Source organism: Calidifontibacillus erzurumensis, from assembly GCF_013303125.1.
Taxonomy (GTDB): domain Bacteria; phylum Bacillota; class Bacilli; order Bacillales; family Bacillaceae_J; genus Calidifontibacillus; species Calidifontibacillus erzurumensis.
Genome location: NZ_JABTTE010000001.1, coordinates 128625 through 147183, shown reverse-complemented (window position 1 = coordinate 147183; position 18559 = coordinate 128625). Strand labels below are relative to the sequence as shown.

Genomic DNA, 18559 nt, shown 5'->3' with positions numbered 1-18559 from the left:
CTCCATTCCTTTCTATAAATTACTTAACCAAAATGAAACCTAAAAACTTAAATAATTTCATCTTTAGCAATATCAACTAAAACTTTCGTCATATTTGTTTTTGTAAGCCTTCCGATCACTTCATAACCATGTTCAGTATGTTTTACAACCGGTACCGCATCGATTTGTTTTTCTATAATTTTTTCCGCAACATCAATAATAAGATCATCTTTATGACAAAAAGTTATGTTCGGCATTCTTGTCATAATAATATTGACCGGAATTGCCTCGAGGTTAGAATTACCTAGGCTTGCACGCAAAAGATCTTTCCTAGAAAGAACACCTACTAAAGAAGAATTTTTATCAACTACAAATAAAGTCCCTACATCTTCAAGAAACATGGTACAAATGGCATCATAAACAGAAACACTTTCATCGACAACAACCGGCATTGATTGATATTGGTAAACTTGCAGTTTCTTAATCTTTTCTGTTAACAGTTGCGAGCCGGTTTTTCCTGTATAAAAATAGCCTACTCGAGGCCGGGCCTCTAAATAACCGGCCATTGTTAAAATAGCTAAATCCGGACGTAAAGTTGCCCGTGTTAAATTTAACTGATCGGCAATTTGTTCACCGGTAATCGGCCCATGATCTTTAACAATTTGTAAAATCTTTTCTTGACGGCTACTAAGTTCTATTTTACTCACCACCTTAGAACTTCTTCAAAAAACAATCCATTTGGAAGAATGATGTAATAATTGTGTTATACTATTGATATATTAATTATAGCTTAATTTATATGAATGAAGAAGCAAGATACATTATTTTATTGTTGATTAAACCGTTCTAGTTGGGTGAGAAAACGTTTTGATTTAAGGTTTAAGCCTGAGTATTCATCATAAAGCGCTGAAATAACTGCTTTTATTTCTTTTTTTGTCGTATCTTTCACAGAAATTTTCCCGAGCCGTTTTAAATCAAAAAAATAAAATAGCCGAAGCAATTTTAAAGCCGCTTCTGAAATCCGCATGTGGTTCGGGTCTTTATGGTAGCATCGATGGCATATAAAACCGCCTTCCCGAATTGAGAAGGCGAATTTTCCTTCCGTATTGCTGCAGGAGGCGCATCCATCCAATTTTGGATGAATGCCAGCAAGCGAAAGCATCTTCATTTCATATATAGAAGTAAGAATTTCAATATCTAGTCCTTCATTCATAAAATAAAGGGTTTGGTAAAGCAATTCAAATAAGTAAGGGTTTGTTTTTTTCTCTTCTGTCAGCTTATCTGTCAACTCAACAAGATAAGCAGCATAAGCAGCTTTATATAAATCTTCGCTCAAATTACGAAAAGAGGAAATGATTTCCCCCTGTTGCAATGTTCCTAAACCAGAGCCAATTTGAACAAGAAAATGACCGTAAATAAACAATTGGGAAACTGGAGTTAATCTGCTCTGCGGCTTTTTAGCACCGCGGGCCATCACACCGATTTTGCCCATTTCCCTAGTAAATAAAATTACAATTTTATTTGTTTCACCATAATCGGTTGTTCGGATGACAATTCCTTCAACTTTTCGGAGCAATTTTAACACCATCCAATTTTTTTACAATTCACGGTCAAGGGATCAAGGAGCTTCTGTTTCAATTAGCTCGTTAACATTTTTTTCAGCAGTTTCTTGATAGTCCCTTTCAATCTCCTTAAAAAGAAGATAAGTTTCTAAGTTGCCAGTTTTCGCGAAGATTTTCCAGGTAAAATCAATCACAAGAAACCCCACCTTTCAATGTTTAAACTAGCCTTACCTAAAACTCCTTGCTAATAGCTTGACCTAACAATTTTATTTCATGTTAGTGAAAAATTGTAAAAATCAATATTCATCTTCCCGGAAGCCAAAATCTCTTAATTGGCTTAACTTGTTGCGCCAATCTTTTTGAACTTTAACCCATAACTCAAGATAAACTTTAGACCCTAATAAAGCTTCAATGTCCATTCGGGCTAAACGGCCGATTTCTTTTAGCATTTTTCCTTGCTTACCGATAATAATCCCTTTTTGGGAATCGCGTTCTACAATGATCGTTGCGGCAATATAAACCGTATGACCATCTTCCCGCCGTTCCAATTTATCCATTACAACCGCAATGGAATGGGGAACTTCTTCTCTCGTTAAATGGAGGGCTTTTTCTCGTATTAATTCAGCAATAATAAAACGTTCTGGATGATCAGTAATTTGATCGGAAGGGTAATATTGCGGCCCATTTGGCATATATTTTTCAATCTGTTCAAGAAGAGTGTTTATATTGTTCCCTTGAAGTGCAGAAATCGGGATGATTTCTTTAAATGGGTATAATCCTTTATATTCGTCAATGATTTTCAATAAATCATCTGGTTGTACTTGATCAATTTTATTTATGACAAGGAAAACTGGCTGCTTCGTTTGTTTTAAAGATTCAATAATATATTGTTCTCCTTTTCCGAAGCCTTCTTGAGCATTGACCATAAACAATATCAAATCTACTTCTTTTAATGTATTTAGAGCAATTTTCATCATGAAATCGCCTAGTTTATGTTTCGGTTTATGGATGCCTGGAGTATCAATAAATATAATTTGGCAGCTATCAGTCGTATATACCCCTTGGATTTTATTCCTTGTCGTTTGTGGTTTGTCGCTCATAATTGCGATTTTTTGGCCGATTACTTTATTTAAGAACGTTGATTTACCAACATTCGGTCTACCAATAATAGAAACAAATCCTGATTTGTAGTGTGCTTCATTTTTCATGTAAATCCCTCGCTAAGAATGCTATTGGTAACAACTCCTGCACGGTTGTCTCTAAAAGATCGCCTTTTATATTAGACAAATAAACCGGCATTTCTGGATCGCAAAGTTCTACCATTACTTGTCGACATGCACCACAAGGTGACACAGGGCGCTCCGTATCGGCAATAACTGCTAACGCTTTAAATTTTTGCTCCCCCTCTGAATACGCTTTAAAAAGCGCTGTTCTTTCTGCACAATTGCATAATCCGTAAGCTGCATTTTCAATATTACATCCTGTGTAAATTTTTTCATCATCAGTCATTAGGGCCGCTCCTACTTTAAATTTAGAATACGGCACATATGCGTTTTTTCTTGCGTCTTTTGCTTTGTCAATCAGTACATTGATGACTGTCTTTTTATCCATTCACCTGAAACCCTTTCATTCTATTTTACACTAATTTTTATATATTTTCAGCGGAATTTTACAAAAAATTCAAAAAAGTTAATACTCTTTCGAAAAAAATGATTACTCCTATAATAGCAGAAATGATTGCAAAAACAAAAACAGCAGCAGCCGCAGTATCTTTCGCTTGTTTAGCAAGCGGTTTAATTTCATCTGTACAAAGGTCAATTGTTCGTTCAATAGCCGTATTGATGCATTCCAAACTAATGACGCTTCCTATGCATAGCAAAATAATGATCCATTCCATTCGGGAAATCGAAAAAAAATAAGCGAAAAAAAGAACGAGACATGCAGCGGTCAAATGAATTTGCATATTTCGCTCTTTTTTTACCGCATGAATAAATCCTTGAATGGCAAAGCCGAAGCTTCTAAACAATCTCTTCAATTCTTTAGCGATGAAGTCCATATTCATCCAATATTTCCTTTTGCTTCGAAAACATAATTTTTTCATCATCTTCTTCGATATGGTCATATCCTAACAAATGGAGAAAACCATGAACACTTAAAAAACCTAATTCACGCATAAAGCTATGTGAATATTCTTTTGCTTGTTCGATTGCCTTAGGAATGGAAATAATAATGTCACCAAGCATTTTTGGCAAATCCGTACCTTTAATTTCTATTTCCCCTTCACCCATTTCTTCCATTGCAAAAGAAATTACATCTGTAGGCTGATCTTTGCCGCGGTAAATTTTATTAATTTCTTGAATCTCCTCATTATTAACAAATGTGATGGAAACTTCTGCATCATTTGGGACATTTTCTTTTTCAGCAGCAAATTGCAATAATTTCTCAATTTCCTCTTTTTGTTTTTCATCAACTAATTGATGTTCATCAATAAAATCAATGATCATAATTTTAATCCCCTTCAATTTTTTCCATAGTTCTCATATGCATGAATAATTTTTTGAACTAATGGATGGCGGACTATATCCGATTGTTCCAAATAAATAAATGAAATTCCTGCAATATCTTTCAAAATATTTTGGGCCGCACTTAATCCAGACTGGACCCCATTTGGCAAATCTACCTGCGTAATGTCGCCTGTAATTACCATTTTGGAACCAAAACCCAATCTAGTCAAAAACATTTTCATTTGTTCTCGTGTCGTGTTTTGTGCTTCATCTAAGATAACAAAAGAATCATCTAATGTTCGCCCTCGCATATATGCTAGTGGTGCAATTTCAATTGTGCCTCTTTCAATTAAACGTGCTACTTGTTCTGCCCCCAACACATCATGCAATGCATCATATAAAGGGCGTAAATAAGGGTCGACTTTTTCTTTTAAATCGCCAGGTAAAAAACCAAGACTTTCTCCAGCTTCCACGGCTGGCCTTGTTAATATAATGCGTTTCACGAGCCCTTTTTTCAGAGCTGCTACTGCCATGACGACGGCAAGATATGTTTTTCCCGTGCCAGCAGGTCCAATGCCAAAGACAAGATCATGCGTTTTTATTGCATTAATATATTTTCTTTGTCCTAATGTTTTAACTCGGATTGATTTTCCTTTTGCATTTTTTGTTATTTCTTGTTCATACAATTCTTCAAATTGATCCAGCATGCCCTTTTTAGCTAAATCAACTGCATATATGACATCTCGTTCGGAAATGCTGGCTCCTTTCCGGATCACTTTTAAGAGAGCCAACAAAACCTGTTCTGCTATTTGGAGTGTTTCAGGGTCTCCTGAGACGCTAACGGACTCTCCTCTTGTGACAATCGTAAGCTGAAGCTTTTCTTCCAACATTTTTAAATTACGATCTTCCGTTCCAAATAAAGATAGTGCTTCATTTAAAGTCTGCAATTGGATATTCATTGTTTTTAAATGATCTTGCATTCTTTAGTCTCCTTGAACAATTGGTTGTGGTATTGCAATGTCTTCTATAACTTGGTAATGGATCATCAATTTTAATTTACCATTGTCCACTTTCTGGTGCAAAACATTTTCACCTTTTATGACCGCATCTTCATCAAGTTTTGCTTTTAAAGCATCAATGGCCGTTTTTTTAGCAACTTGTATAGCTGTTTTTTGATCATATTTACGAAGATGTTTTTCCTCTTCCCTGATGATTTGTTTACGATAAACGATCGGCAAATTCCATTTTAAAAATTTTATTTGTTTATCAATGTTTTCAATTTTATAATTTGAAAATTCTACTTTTTTAAATCCCCATAAAGGAATTGAAAAATTAAATATATTTAGGTAATACTTCTCCATATATTTTCCTGTAAAAACGTGAAATTCTGTTTCAAGCGGGACTGTAATGTGAGACTTGTACCAAATTTCACCAAAAATTTTTCCTTTTGCAGCAGTTAATTCTGTTTTTCCTTCTTTTCCAATAATACCTGATACTAAAATTTGTCCCGGCCTTACAAAATCGTTGATCTTCACAACAGGTTGTCCTTGTTCAACAAAATAATCATAGATAACCGCTTTTTTCTTTGCAACTAAATGTCTAGGACTTAAAGGTGCCGGTTCTTCCACAACCTTCTTTTCAACCACTTCAAAATGATAGGATGTTCCATTTAATTGTACTCCGACCCAAGTAATTTCAGGAATGCGCTCCATTAGCTTGCTTTGAATTTGTTCATTTGTAGGCAAAGAAAAATGTAGTTTTCCTCGTTTAATGCCTATTGCCGATAATTCTTTTCGTATATCATGCTCAAGTTTAGGGTTTGCACCGGTAATTTCGATGCTCCAAACGATATTTGATAAGAACAAAATAAGAAAAACTGCTGCTAATAACCCAATAATAAAACCACTGTTGGAAATCATTTTTTTTAATAAAAACGGTATGCCCCTTCGCCCAATAAATTCAAGTTTGCATTCGCTTTTACGAATGATTTTTCTTATTTTTGGGATATCTTCAAGCATTAAATATCCAGTGACACTATTCGGATTAATCCTTTTCAAATTCCAAATTCTAAGATTTTCCTTGACACAATGATTTAAAAAAGGTTCAATTAGTTTTCCGGTCACTTTTATTTTTACATACCCTGAAAAAAAATTGGTCCATTGATTTTTCATAAGCTGAAGATCTCCTCCTTACTTACCTGGTTCATCCAAATAAAGTACTTGAGATATTTTCCCTTCCAGCAAGATCTCTTCAGGCAGCATCGTTTTCAAGACAAATTGCTCGCCTTTAATAAGCAGCTGCCCTTGTTTTAATAGCAATCGCAATTCTTTATCGGAAAATTGCAGCAAGCCACGATGATTTTCTATGTAAATATGAATTTGCCCGATCATCGTAATTCTAGGGAGATCCATCATAACATCTGCTGGCAGTTCCATTTTTCGTGTAACCCAATTTTTTAATTGTTGTCTGAATTTTTTCATACATAGAGCCCCCTTTCCTTTCATGTTTATGAACGAGAAAAATGTTTTAGCACAAAAAAGAAGCTAAGCAATAGCGCTTAGCTTCTTTTAAAATAGGAGTAAGTATGTTTTTTCTTCGCCCGGGGTGGACCGATGATTTCGCTCCAAATGACTCCATTTATCACTTGTTTTTTCTTAATAGATTGATTGCCTTTTATTTTCTGACCAGTTTTTTTCATATATAAATTTGTATTAGGCACATCCAATTGATCATTTGTCTTTTTCATTTCTTGTAATTTTTCTAAATACAAGTTTTCTTTTCGTTGTTCTCTATCATTTCTTATGTCTAACGCAAATTCCGGTTCCTGCCATTCAGTTGGCTTACGCATTTCTTTTTGTTGGATATTTTTTATTTCTTCGAACAACTCTTCAAGTTGAGGAATGAAAGGCTTAATCTTTTTATGTTCTGAAAGTTTTTTTCTACCTTGTGATTCACCAGATCGTTTCAGAAAGCTGATAATTCCTCCAACAATAAAGATCAAAAAAGCAAGATTTCCAAACAGAAATTCGAAAAACCATTCCATCTTAAATTTCATCCTCATCAAGATCTTTTGAAATTTTTCCAATGGAGTCTCTCATTTGTGTATCAGCGATAATATTTTTAATGTTCATATAATCCATGACACCGATGTTTCCGGAACGAAGCGCTTCTGCCATTGCAAGTGGAACTTGCGCTTCTGCTTCCACGACTTTCGCTTTCATTTCTTCTACTTTCGCTTTCATCTCTTGTTCTCTAGCAACTGCCATTGCGCGTCGTTCTTCCGCTTTTGCTTGAGCAATTTTTTTATCAGCTTCAGCTTGGTCTGTTTGGAGTACAGCACCTATATTTTTACCAATATCAATATCAGCAATATCAATTGATAAAATTTCAAAAGCAGTTCCCGAATCAAGTCCTTTTGTTAATACAGTCTGTGAAATCATGTCTGGGTTTTCTAAAACTTTTTTATGATCCGTTTGTGAACCGATTGTTGAAACAATACCTTCACCAACACGGGCGATGACTGTATCTTCTCCCGCACCACCGACGAGGCGGTCGATATTTGCTCGAACAGTGATTCGCGCCTTCGCTTTTACTTCAATACCATCCATCGCTACCCCAGAGATAAAAGGAGTTTCAATTACTTTTGGATTTACGCTCATTTGCACAGCTTCCAACACATCGCGGCCGGCAAGATCAATAGCCGCACAGCGTTCAAATGAAAGTTCAATATTAGCACGGTGTGCTGCAATTAATGCATTAACAACTCTGTCAACGTTTCCCCCAGCTAGGTAATGACTTTCAAGCTGATTTGTATTCAAATTCAAGCCTGCTTTTACCGCTTTAATTAATGGATTAATGACTCGGCTTGGAATAACACGACGGAGCCTCATTCCGATTAACGTAAAAATGCTAATTCTAACCCCTGCAGCTAAAGCGGAAATCCAGAGCATCACAGGCACAAATGTAAACAATATTGACAAAGCAATAATAATAAGTCCAACTAAGAGCAATAAAAATATAGTCCCTTCTGCAATCATTACGAATCCTCCTGTTCATTTTTTATTTCCCGAACGACAATTTTCGGACCTTCCACTTTTATTATTTTTACCTTTTTATTAGCGTTAATAAAACCACCTTCTGTCACAACATCAATGCGCTCTCCATTAAAAATAGCTACCCCTGACGGACGAAGAGGAGTTTCGCTAATTCCTTCTTGGCCAACTAATTCCGAACGAGTTGTTGTTGCAACATACCCTTTATCGCTACTTGTCGAATCAAATAAAATGATTCTCCGAAAAATGCCTTTTTCATAACCAAAACGTTTAAATAATATGACGGATGCAACTATTGTTACTACAAGTGCGATTAAAATTGAAAAAATCATGTGACTAATATCATTTGCTGCCAACAATAAACTTCCTATAATAGCAAGCACGCCGATAAGTCCCAAGATTCCACCTGGAACAAAAAACTCCAAAACGAGTAATATAAAACCGATCACGACTAATATTATTGATTCCATTCCAGCTAACCCCGCGATCATATGGCCATAGAAAAATAATAACAATGATATTAACCCCATCGTTCCAGGTATGCCAAATCCAGGTGTATAAAGTTCCATCACTAATCCAAGACTGCCGATTGATAACAAAATCGGAATGACAACCGGATGGGTAATAAACCGGGCAACTTTTTCAGCAAAACTTTCATTCATTTCAACGATAGTTGCCCCTGATAAACCTAAATAATCTAACAATTCACTTCTTGTGTTGACGATTTTTTCAGCATAGCCAACTTTCAATGCATCTTCAGCTGTCAGTGTCAACAAATCCCCTTTTTTTGCCCCATATTCTGGTAAATCAATATCTGCATCGACCATCGCCATCGCATATATTGGATCTCGGTTATTTCGTTCTGCAGAAGCTTTCATTTCCGCAAGCCATGCGGATTCCGCTTTTTTCCCTGCAGTATTCCCTTCCAAATCGATTATTGCTGCAGAACCGATTGTCGAATGAGGCACCATTACGATTTGGTCAGCATTTAAGGCCAAATAAGCACCAGCGGATAACGCAGTTTTATTGATAAATGCGGTTGTCGGAATATCTGTATTCCTTAAACTGTTTGCAATATCCATCGCTGCATCCACTGCGCCACCTGGTGTATTAATTTCTAAGACGATTTGACTTGCGTTCGCTTTTTCCGCCTCAGCTATTGAGCGGTCCAAGAATGCACCAAGTCCTTGTTCCACCGTTTTTTCTACTGGAATAAAATAGACGATTTTTTCTGTTTGTGCATTTACAATCATCGTTTGTAATAAAAATAGAAACAACAAACCAATAAAAGATATGACAGTTGCTCGTTTTTTCACAGACAACATCCGCTTCATAAAACACCCCTTTCTTAATAAACTATTTTATTTAACTATACGTTTTAATGTAGGAAGAAGTTTCATGATTAAACCTTTTTTATACGAAAAAAGGAACTATTCCTTTCATTGCCATCTTTTCAGACGACAGGCATTTAGGAATAGTCCCTTTGGTCATTGAAAATTTATGATAAATGCTTCATAACGAGGCGATTGACGAACGAACCGTCAGCTTTCCCTTTCACTTTCGGCATAATCGCCCCCATCACTTTGCCCATATCAGCCTTCGAAGTAGCATTTACTTCGGAAATCGTTTGTTTCACAATTTCTTCTAGCTCTTCTTCAGTCAGCTGTTTAGGCATATAGTTCATCAATATTTCAATTTCAAGTTTAATTTTATCAGCTAAATCGCTGCGGCCAGCATTTTCGAACTCAAGGAGGGAGTCTTTACGCTGTTTTAATTCGCGGTTTAAAACAGTAAGCTCTTCTTCTTCAGATAAGTCATGGCCAAGCTTAATCACTTCATTTTGAAGAGCAGCTTTCACCATGCGGATCACAGACAGCTTTTCTTTATCTTTGTCTTTCATCGCTTGCTTCATATCGTCAGTAAGACGCTCAAGCAGACTCATAAAAACACCCTCTCTTAATACTTACGCTTTCTTGCAGCCTCTGATTTTTTCTTACGTCTTACACTAGGTTTCTCATAAAATTCACGCTTCCTAGCTTCAGAAAGTGTACCATTTTTCGAAACGGCTCTCTTGAATCGACGAAGAGCATCTTCTAGTGATTCATTTTTACGAACGCGAGTAACTGACATAAATACTTCCCTCCCTCCGAAAAACCATAGCACCAGACATGCTTTCTACTTATTAAAATAAAGCTTATAAAAAGACATGTCTTTTGCCATTATATAATAAATATGTTTGATTTTCAACTTATATTCGCCATTTCTATTGTTCCTCTTTAAAGAAAAGAATATAAATTTTTTCTGTCGAAAAGTTTAAGTCATGTCCGATGTTACTTGTCCATAGAATGGTTGTTGAAAGTAATCATACGGTCTATTTCGCTTTTAGGATGGTGACTTATTCATGATCAAAATCTTCACTTTATTTACCGTTTTTATTGCAATTTTTTTATACGGAATGACCGTAATGAGAATCGGGCTCTATAATTTATCACATAAACGGATTCAAGAATTATTGGTAAAAATAACTGATTCACCATTCAAAGGGATGGTAGTCGGTACATTCATTACAGCCATTTTGCAAAGCAGTTCCGCTGTAATGGTTATAACAATAGGATTTATTGCAGCTGGAATGTTAACGTTTAAACAATCGATCGGCATAATCCTAGGTACGAATATTGGTACAACATTAACAACCGAATTTATTGCGTTTGACCTTTTTGATGCCATTCTACCTTTATTATTGATCGGTGCGATATTATTATTTACAAAAAACCACATTTCCTTTAATATTGGTGCCATTTTATTTGGACTAGGTTGCTTATTTGTGGCGATGAACGGTTTTGAAAATTTAGCAAAACCTCTCTCTTCCATTCCGGTTGTCCATACATCAATTAAATTGTCAAATGAAAGCAATTTAATCGGAGTTGGTCTTGGAACTTTATTAACGGCGATCATTCAATCTAGTACGGCTACGACCGGGATTATCATGGGTTTTTTAAACGAAAATTTAGTTACTTTAACATCAGGAATTGCAATCGTCCTAGGAGCTAATATCGGCACATGCATAACAGCTTTTATTGCTAGTATTGGTGCTAATAAAGAAGCAAAATGGGCCGCTTATGCCCATATTTGGCTAAATATTTTTGGAGTTTTATTATTTTTCCCATTTATAAAATCTCTTGGTGATGTTGCATCTTTTCTCACTTCACTGCCAGATGTACAGCTTGCCCATGTCAGCGTAATTTTTAATGTACTATCATCTTTTATTGCTTTGCCGCTTGCAGGGTTATTAGCACAATTTATTATGAAACTTCATGGGGAGAAAGCTTAGTTTATAAAAATGAAAGGCAGCCCCACATTCTTTATATGGGACTGCCTTTACCATCATTAATAGTCTGCTTCAGCTTTTTCACTTTTTACGATTGCAACACTTGCGCTTGCACCAATTCTTGTCGCCCCTGCTTCAATGAGTTGGAGGGCAAATTCGCGATCACGAATTCCTCCTGAAGCTTTTACACCTACCTGCTCTCCTACAGTTTCTCGCATGAGTTTAACATCTTCCACTGTTGCTCCTAGAGATGAAAAACCGGTAGACGTCTTTACAAAATCAGCGCCTGCTTTAACCGCAAGTTTACATGCTCTTACTTTTTCTTCCTCTGTCAAAAGACATGTTTCAATGATCACTTTGACCAATGCCTTACCATGAGCTGCTTCAACAACTGCGCGAATATCTTGTTCTACTAGATCATCATTTTTATCTTTTAAAGCTCCAATGTTAATAACCATATCGACTTCTGTAGCACCTTTATCAATAGCATTTTTCGTTTCAAATGCTTTTGTCTCAGGTGTATTAGCCCCTAAAGGAAAGCCTATGACTGTACAAACTTTTACATCTGTTCCATTTAACAAGTTGCTTGCTTCCTGTACCCACATCGGATTCACGCAAACAGAAAAAAACCCATATTCCTTCGCTTCATTACATAATTTTACTATTTGCTCTTTCGTAGTCTCAGGTTTCAAGGCTGTATGATCAATCATTTTTGCAAGATGAACGGTCATCTTAATCCATCCTTCCGTTAGCCAACTTTCACTTCTTTTTCTCCTTGGTCAGAAGCAATGCTTATAAATTCGCCTTCGTTATAAGGATAACCTGCCTTTGTAATCTTTACTTTTACAATCTCGCCGATCATCTCTTCCGTACCAGGGAAAACAACTTTTAAATAGTTATCTGTATAGCCTACATAAAGGTTCTTTCTGGATGGATCTTCTTTAAATTGTTCTTCCGGAATGACTTCTAGTACCTCTCCTTCATAATTAGAAGCATATTCTTTCGCCAACTGATCAGACAAAGCGATTAAACGATGGACACGTTCATTTTTCACTTCTTCATCGACTTGGTTTTCCATGCGCGCTGCTGGTGTACCGGTTCTTTTTGAATATGGAAAAACATGCAGTTCAGAAAATTTATTATCACGAATTAAATTGTAAGTTTCCATAAATTCTTCTTCTGTTTCTCCCGGAAAACCTACAATGACATCTGATGTTACCGCTAGCCCAGGAAGTGCTTCTTTTAACCGATTTAAACGCTCAACATAAAATTCGGTCGTATACTTACGGCGCATTCGTTTTAAAACAGAATTAGATCCTGATTGAAGTGGAATGTGCAAATGGCGAACAATCTTATTGGAACGTTCTAATACATCGATCACTTCATCTGTAATTTGGCTTGCTTCGATGGATGAAATGCGAATCCGTTTTAATCCAACGACTTTTTCATCCAATTCACGAAGAAGCATTGCAAAATTATAATCTTTTAAGTCTTCTCCATAGCCGCCAGTATGAATGCCTGTTAATACAATTTCTTTATAGCCTGCGTCCACTAGTGCTTGCGCTTGTTTAATTACATCTTCAGGTTTTCTTGAACGTAATAAGCCGCGAGCCCAAGGGATGATACAAAACGTACAAAAATTGTTGCAGCCTTCTTGAATTTTTAATGATGCACGTGTACGGTCTGTAAAGGAAGGAACGTCCAACTCTTCAAATACTTTTGCCTTCATAATATTGCCAACAGCATTGATTGGTTTCCGTTCATTTTCATACTGTTTAATATAGTCTAGAAGTTTATGACGATCCTGGGTTCCAATAACAATATCTACCCCTGGGATTTCTAATATTTCGGCCGGAGATGTTTGCGCATAGCAGCCTGTTACACAAATAACAGCATCTGGATTTTTCCTGATCGCCCGGCGAATGATTTGCCGGCTTTTCTTATCACCTGTATTTGTTACGGTACATGTATTAATAACATAGACATCTGCAATTTTTTCAAAATCTACCCGCTCATACCCAGATTCTTGAAATAGTTGCCAAATTGCTTCAGTTTCATAATGATTTACTTTACAACCTAATGTATGAAAAGCCACTGATGGCATATTGATCACCCCAATAATTCAGTATGATAGGAAACAGCAGCTAGAAAATATAAAGGGGCTGTTTCTGTTCTTAAAATTCGTTTGCCTAAACTGCATCGAATAAATCCGTTTTGACAAAGAAATGAAACTTCTTGTTCAGTTAAACCACCTTCTGGACCGATAACTGCAATTAAAGAATCTCCTGAATCAAGTTTCGAAAGAATACTAGATAGATTGCTTTTTTCACCAAGCTTTGCGTCTTCCTCGTAAAGAACGGCCTTATATGTGTACGACTTGCTTTCTTCAATAAGTTCATGTATTCCCACTGGTTCTTTAATAATGGGAATTTTCGTCCGGTGTGATTGTTCGGCAGCTTCTTTTGCAATTTTTTCAAGTCTCTCAACCTTTTTTCTTCCTTTTTTTTCATCCCACTTCACGATCGAGCGCGATGCAAAAAAAGGCAGAAAGCAAGAAGCCCCCATCTCCGTTCCTTTTTGGACAATAAACTCTAATTTATCGCTTTTTGGCAAGCCCTGAGCTATCGTTACAAACACGGGCAGTTCTTTATCCTCATCTAACCATTTTATAATAGCTGCAACAACGAAATCATTAGTAATTTCTTGGATTTCGCATTTGGCAACTTTCCCGTCTTCTGTACAGCAAATGAGACATTCTCCAATTTTCATACGCATAACCCGCGAAATATGATGGGCATCTTGATCCATTAGTTTTACTTTATTATCGATAATTTGACTGTTTTTCACAAAATATCTTTGCACGAACAACTCACCCATTAATAAATATCTATTTTGGTTTATTTTTTGGCAATAATGGCAACCCAATCTTCCATTTGTAAAACTTCCTCGATTGTAAAGCCAGCTTTAACAAGTCTTTCTTCAATTTCTTTTTGTTTAGTTTTAATGATTCCTGAAGTAACAAACCAACCATTCTTTTTTAGTTTTAAATAAACATCGTCAATAAAGCGTAAAATAATTTCTGCAAGGAGATTAGCTACAATGACATCAGCTTGTCCAATAATGTTTTCTAATAAATTGTTTTGTTTGACCGTAACGATATTTGATACTTTGTTTAGCTCAATATTCATTTTGGCACTGTTTACAGCAACTTCATCAAGATCATACGCATCGACTTTTCCCGCTCCTAGTTTAGCACAAACGATGCTGAGAATTCCCGATCCGGTACCTACATCAATGACATGCATCCCTTCTTCGACTACTTTTTCAAGAGCTTTAATACACATCACCGTTGTAGGATGAGTGCCTGTACCAAAAGCCATCCCAGGGTCTAATTCAACGATCATTTCATCTTTTCTTTCCGGCTCATATTCTTCCCATGTCGGAACGATTGTAATTCTTTCGGACACTTTCACTGGATGGTAATATTTTTTCCAAGCTGTTGCCCAGTCTTCTTCATTTACTTCATTAACTTGAACTGAATTTCGACCGAGATCAATGTCATATTGAACTAGATTATTTATTGCTTCTTTAATCGCTTCAATATTTTCAACAAGTGAACTAGTTACGGGCAAATATGCCTTAATAATGACACCATCTTTCGGATAATCATCCGGATTTAATTCATATACCTCTCCGTATTCCGTATCCCAAACTCTATAAAGGTCTTTTGGATCCTCAATGACAACGCCACTTGCACCATTTTCATGGCAAATATATGAGATGGCTTCTACTGCTTCATGGGTCGTATGAATGCTAATTTCACACCATTTCATCGTATTCAACACTCGCTTTTTTCTGAATTATATTTTTTACTGCTTTTTCTAAACAAGCGAAAGTGCCCAGCGGCAATCTATCTGCCGCAAGGCTTCTTTCATTCGATTGTCCATTTTTTACCTTTTGCCCTTCCTTTACCATTATCCTTTGAAGGCGCGCTTAACTTTCGCAAAAAAACTATCATCATATTCAGTCTGATGATTCTCTCCACTAATTTCAGCAAATTCCCGCAATAATTCTTTTTGACGGCTTGTTAAATTTGTTGGAGTGACAACGCGAATTTTTATATGTTGATCCCCATGACCATAGCCTCTAACATTTGGCACACCTTTTCCTTTTAAACGGAATCTCGTACCTGTTTGGGTTCCTGCAGGAATTTTTAATTTTACTTTTCCGTGCAATGTTGGAACTTCTATTTCATCACCAAGTGCTGCTTGTGTAAACGTGATCGGCATCTCACAATAAATATCATCGCCATCTCTTTCAAAAAATTCATGTGGACGTACATGGAAGACAATATATAGATCTCCTGGAGGCCCACCATTGATTCCTGGTTCACCTTGGCCAGCCACCCGCATTTGTTGACCATCGTCGACCCCTGCAGGAATTTTAACATGGATCTTTTTGCGCTTCTTCACTTTTCCTGTGCCACCGCAAGTTGCGCATTTTTGTTTAATCATTTTACCAGTACCGTTACAAGAATGGCAAACGCGCCTGTTAACAATACGTCCAAATACTGTCTGTTGTTCGATGCTAATCTGGCCGCTTCCTTTACAATGTGGACAAGTTTCCGGCTTTGTTCCAGGCTTTGCTCCGCTGCCGTTGCACGTATCACATTCTTCTTCTTTTGGCACCTCTATATCTACTTCCTTACCGAATGCAGCCTCTTTAAATTCCAATGTCATCGTATATTGCAAATCGGCACCTTGTCTAGGTGCATTCGGATCCCTTTTCCGCGAAGACCCGCCAAAGAACATATCAAATATATCACCAAAACCGCCGAAATCAGCACTGCTAAAACCGCCAAATCCTCCAGCATTTGGATCAACATGGCCGAATTGATCATACTGGGCTCTTTTCGCATCATCGCTTAAAACTTCATACGCTTCCTTTATTTCTTTAAATTTTTCTGTCGCATCCGGCTCTTTGTTTACATCTGGGTGATATTTTCGGGCAAGTTGGCGATAAGCTTTTTTGATCTGATCTTTTGTGGCATCTTTTGAAACACCGAGGACTTCATAATAGTCTCGTTTACTCATATAAATCCACTCCTGAATTTCCCGTACTAATCTCTAACTGCATAAATTTTATGATATCACTTCAAGACTAGGATATGCAATAAATAATAGATAAGTTTGGAATCGATGCACATTTTTGCAAATGAAAAGGTCAAAGCCAAGACAGGCCTGACTTTGACCATTCAATGCAACCGATTAAACAATTTATTTCTTTGCTTCTTCTTCATTGATTTCTGTAAATTCGGCATCTACAATATTGTCATCTTTTGCCTTTGTGCTTTCAGCGCCTGCTTGGTTTGCTTGAGCTTCTTTTGCAACTTGCTCATAAAGCTTAATAGAAAGCTGTTGGATAATTTCTTGCAATGCATCTTTTTTCGCGCGAATTTCATTAATGTCGTTCTTTTCAATTGCCTGTTTTAAGGCATCTCTAGCATCTTCGGCCTTTTTCTTTTCAGCCGCATCAACTTTGTCGCCTAAATCTTTTAATGTTTTATCTGTCGTAAACACTAAATGGTCAGCTTCATTGCGAAGTTCTGCTTCTTCTTTCCGCTTTTTATCAGCTTCCGCATTTGCTTCTGCTTCTTTGATCATTCTTTCAATTTCTTCATCTGACAATGTTGTTTGCGATTTAATAGTAATTGATTGTTCTTTTCCTGTTCCTTTATCAACTGCACGAACGTTAACAATACCGTTAGCGTCGATATCAAACGTAACTTCAATTTGTGGAACTCCGCGTGGTGCTGGCGGAATATCTGTTAATTGGAAGCGTCCTAATGTTTTGTTGTCCGCAGCCATTGGGCGCTCTCCTTGAAGAACGTGAATATCAACAGCAGTTTGATTATCAGTTGCTGTTGAGAAAATTTGTGATTTGCTCGTTGGAATTGTTGTATTGCGCTCAATTAATTTCGTAAAGACACCGCCCATTGTTTCGATCCCTAATGAAAGCGGAGTTACATCCAATAAGACAACATCTTTTACATCTCCTGTTAATACTCCACCTTGAATGGCTGCACCAAGGGCAACAACTTCATCAGGGTTAACACCTTTGTGTGGCTCTTTTCCGATTTCTTTTTTGATCGCTTCTACAACAGCAGGAATCCGTGTTGAACCCCCTACAAGAATAACTTTGTCAATTTCGCTCTTAGAAATGCCTGCATCTTGAATAGCTTGACGAACCGGTCCCATTGTTCTTTCAACTAAATGAGCTGAAAGTTCTTCAAATTTTGCACGCGTTAATGTCATTTCTAAATGTAGGGGACCTGATTCTCCAGCTGTAATAAATGGTAAAGAAATTTGTGTTGTAGTAACTCCTGATAAGTCTTTTTTCGCTTTTTCAGCAGCATCTTTCAAACGTTGCAATGCCATTTTATCTTTAGAAAGATCGATGCCATGTTCTTTTTTGAATTCAGCAACTAAATAATCGATAATGACTTGGTCAAAATCATCCCCACCAAGTTGGTTATCTCCCGCTGTCGCTTTTACTTCAAAAATACCATCGCCTAATTCGAGGATTGATACGTCAAACGTACCGCCACCGAGGTCATAAACTAAAATTGTATGGTTTTCATCTTCTTTATCTAAACCATAAGCTAACGCAGCTGCAGTTGGTTCATTAATAATCCGTTCAACTTCAAGACCGGCAATTCGACCTGCATCTTTTGTCGCTTGACGCTGAGCATCATTAAAATAAGCAGGTACTGTAATAACTGCTCTTGTAACCGGTTCTCCTAAATAATCTTCTGCATATGATTTCAAATGCTGCAAAATAATTGCTGAAATTTCTTGAGGAGTATATTTTTTTCCCTCAATTTCTACTTTATAGTCTGTACCCATATGACGTTTAATTGAAATTACAGTGTTAGGGTTTGTGATCGCTTGTCTTTTTGCAACTTCACCAACTTGGCGTTCACCGTTTTTAAAAGCAACAACTGAAGGTGTTGTTCTGTTTCCTTCAGGATTTGGAATAACTTTCGGTTCTCCACCTTCCATAACAGCAACACATGAGTTTGTTGTACCTAAGTCGATACCAATAATTTTACTCATAAAAAAATCCTCCTTAAAT

At 36.7% G+C, this 18559-nt stretch carries 22 protein-coding genes; 1 reads left to right on the top strand and 21 read right to left on the bottom strand.

The window, feature by feature from the left end:
* Positions 1-47: 47 nt before the first annotated feature.
* From HR057_RS00780 to rpsU, 15 genes are all read right to left on the bottom strand, one after another.
* Complete coding sequence (locus HR057_RS00780) at positions 48-689, bottom strand: helix-turn-helix transcriptional regulator (RefSeq protein WP_329955801.1); 642 nt, start codon at positions 687-689, stop codon at positions 48-50.
* Positions 690-805: 116 nt separating this feature from the next.
* Positions 806-1555, bottom strand: a complete 750-nt coding sequence (recO, locus tag HR057_RS00775) for a DNA repair protein RecO (protein WP_173729492.1) — start codon at positions 1553-1555, stop codon at positions 806-808.
* 42 nt (positions 1556-1597) lie between these two features.
* Positions 1598-1735 carry a YqzL family protein gene (locus HR057_RS00770; RefSeq protein WP_173729491.1) on the bottom strand — a complete coding sequence of 46 codons (138 nt, stop codon included), beginning with the start codon at positions 1733-1735 and terminating at the stop codon, positions 1598-1600.
* Positions 1736-1837: 102 nt separating this feature from the next.
* On the bottom strand, positions 1838-2749 hold the full coding sequence (gene era, locus HR057_RS00765; protein WP_173729490.1) for a GTPase Era: 912 nt from the start codon (positions 2747-2749) through the stop codon (positions 1838-1840).
* Positions 2739-3152, bottom strand: coding sequence for a cytidine deaminase (locus HR057_RS00760; RefSeq protein ID WP_173729489.1), 414 nt, complete (start codon positions 3150-3152; stop codon positions 2739-2741). The genes era and HR057_RS00760 overlap by 11 nt, the downstream gene beginning before the upstream one ends.
* A 58-nt stretch (positions 3153-3210) precedes the next feature.
* The gene (locus tag HR057_RS00755; protein WP_173729488.1) at positions 3211-3603 is read right to left on the bottom strand and encodes a diacylglycerol kinase family protein; all 393 of its coding nucleotides are present in this window, start codon (positions 3601-3603) and stop codon (positions 3211-3213) included.
* Positions 3581-4045 (bottom strand): rRNA maturation RNase YbeY, encoded by a 465-nt coding sequence (gene ybeY / locus HR057_RS00750; protein WP_173729487.1) that lies wholly within the window; start codon positions 4043-4045, stop codon positions 3581-3583. Before ybeY ends, HR057_RS00755 begins: the two co-directional genes overlap by 23 nt.
* Before the next feature lie 14 nt (positions 4046-4059).
* Positions 4060-5025 carry a PhoH family protein gene (locus HR057_RS00745; RefSeq protein ID WP_173729486.1) on the bottom strand — a complete coding sequence of 322 codons (966 nt, stop codon included), beginning with the start codon at positions 5023-5025 and terminating at the stop codon, positions 4060-4062.
* 3 nt (positions 5026-5028) lie between these two features.
* Positions 5029-6216, bottom strand: coding sequence for a sporulation protein YqfD (yqfD, locus tag HR057_RS00740; RefSeq protein ID WP_173729485.1), 1188 nt, complete (start codon positions 6214-6216; stop codon positions 5029-5031).
* A gap of 18 nt (positions 6217-6234) precedes the next feature.
* Positions 6235-6525: a sporulation protein YqfC gene (gene yqfC, locus HR057_RS00735; RefSeq protein WP_173729484.1), complete on the bottom strand. Its 291-nt coding sequence runs from the start codon at positions 6523-6525 to the stop codon at positions 6235-6237.
* Positions 6526-6602: 77 nt separating this feature from the next.
* Positions 6603-7088, bottom strand: coding sequence for a hypothetical protein (locus tag HR057_RS00730; RefSeq protein WP_173729483.1), 486 nt, complete (start codon positions 7086-7088; stop codon positions 6603-6605).
* 1 nt (position 7089) lies between these two features.
* Complete coding sequence (gene floA / locus HR057_RS00725; protein ID WP_196237800.1) at positions 7090-8082, bottom strand: flotillin-like protein FloA; 993 nt, start codon at positions 8080-8082, stop codon at positions 7090-7092.
* Positions 8082-9422 carry an NfeD family protein gene (locus tag HR057_RS00720; protein ID WP_407926105.1) on the bottom strand — a complete coding sequence of 447 codons (1341 nt, stop codon included), beginning with the start codon at positions 9420-9422 and terminating at the stop codon, positions 8082-8084. The genes floA and HR057_RS00720 overlap by 1 nt, the downstream gene beginning before the upstream one ends.
* 173 nt (positions 9423-9595) lie before the next feature.
* Complete coding sequence (locus HR057_RS00715) at positions 9596-10039, bottom strand: GatB/YqeY domain-containing protein (protein WP_173729481.1); 444 nt, start codon at positions 10037-10039, stop codon at positions 9596-9598.
* A gap of 14 nt (positions 10040-10053) precedes the next feature.
* A complete protein-coding gene (gene rpsU / locus HR057_RS00710) occupies positions 10054-10227 on the bottom strand; it encodes a 30S ribosomal protein S21 (RefSeq protein ID WP_173729480.1) in 174 nt (57 codons plus the stop codon).
* 271 nt (positions 10228-10498) lie between these two features.
* Between rpsU and HR057_RS00705 the strand changes: the two genes are divergently transcribed.
* Positions 10499-11428, top strand: coding sequence for a Na/Pi symporter (locus HR057_RS00705; protein WP_173729479.1), 930 nt, complete (start codon positions 10499-10501; stop codon positions 11426-11428).
* A gap of 56 nt (positions 11429-11484) precedes the next feature.
* Here the strand turns inward: HR057_RS00705 and deoC are convergent, their stop codons facing one another.
* From deoC to dnaK, 6 genes are all read right to left on the bottom strand, one after another.
* Complete coding sequence (gene deoC, locus HR057_RS00700) at positions 11485-12156, bottom strand: deoxyribose-phosphate aldolase (RefSeq protein ID WP_173729478.1); 672 nt, start codon at positions 12154-12156, stop codon at positions 11485-11487.
* Positions 12157-12173: 17 nt separating this feature from the next.
* On the bottom strand, positions 12174-13529 hold the full coding sequence (gene mtaB / locus HR057_RS00695) for a tRNA (N(6)-L-threonylcarbamoyladenosine(37)-C(2))-methylthiotransferase MtaB (protein WP_173729477.1): 1356 nt from the start codon (positions 13527-13529) through the stop codon (positions 12174-12176).
* A 5-nt stretch (positions 13530-13534) separates the two neighbouring features.
* On the bottom strand, positions 13535-14287 hold the full coding sequence (locus HR057_RS00690) for a 16S rRNA (uracil(1498)-N(3))-methyltransferase (RefSeq protein ID WP_173729476.1): 753 nt from the start codon (positions 14285-14287) through the stop codon (positions 13535-13537).
* Positions 14288-14322: 35 nt separating this feature from the next.
* Entirely contained in the window at positions 14323-15258 is a 936-nt protein-coding gene (prmA, locus tag HR057_RS00685; RefSeq protein ID WP_173729475.1) for a 50S ribosomal protein L11 methyltransferase, read from the bottom strand.
* A 141-nt stretch (positions 15259-15399) separates the two neighbouring features.
* Complete coding sequence (dnaJ, locus tag HR057_RS00680; RefSeq protein ID WP_173729474.1) at positions 15400-16518, bottom strand: molecular chaperone DnaJ; 1119 nt, start codon at positions 16516-16518, stop codon at positions 15400-15402.
* A 183-nt stretch (positions 16519-16701) separates the two neighbouring features.
* Complete coding sequence (gene dnaK, locus HR057_RS00675; protein WP_173729473.1) at positions 16702-18540, bottom strand: molecular chaperone DnaK; 1839 nt, start codon at positions 18538-18540, stop codon at positions 16702-16704.
* Positions 18541-18559: the final 19 nt, after the last annotated feature.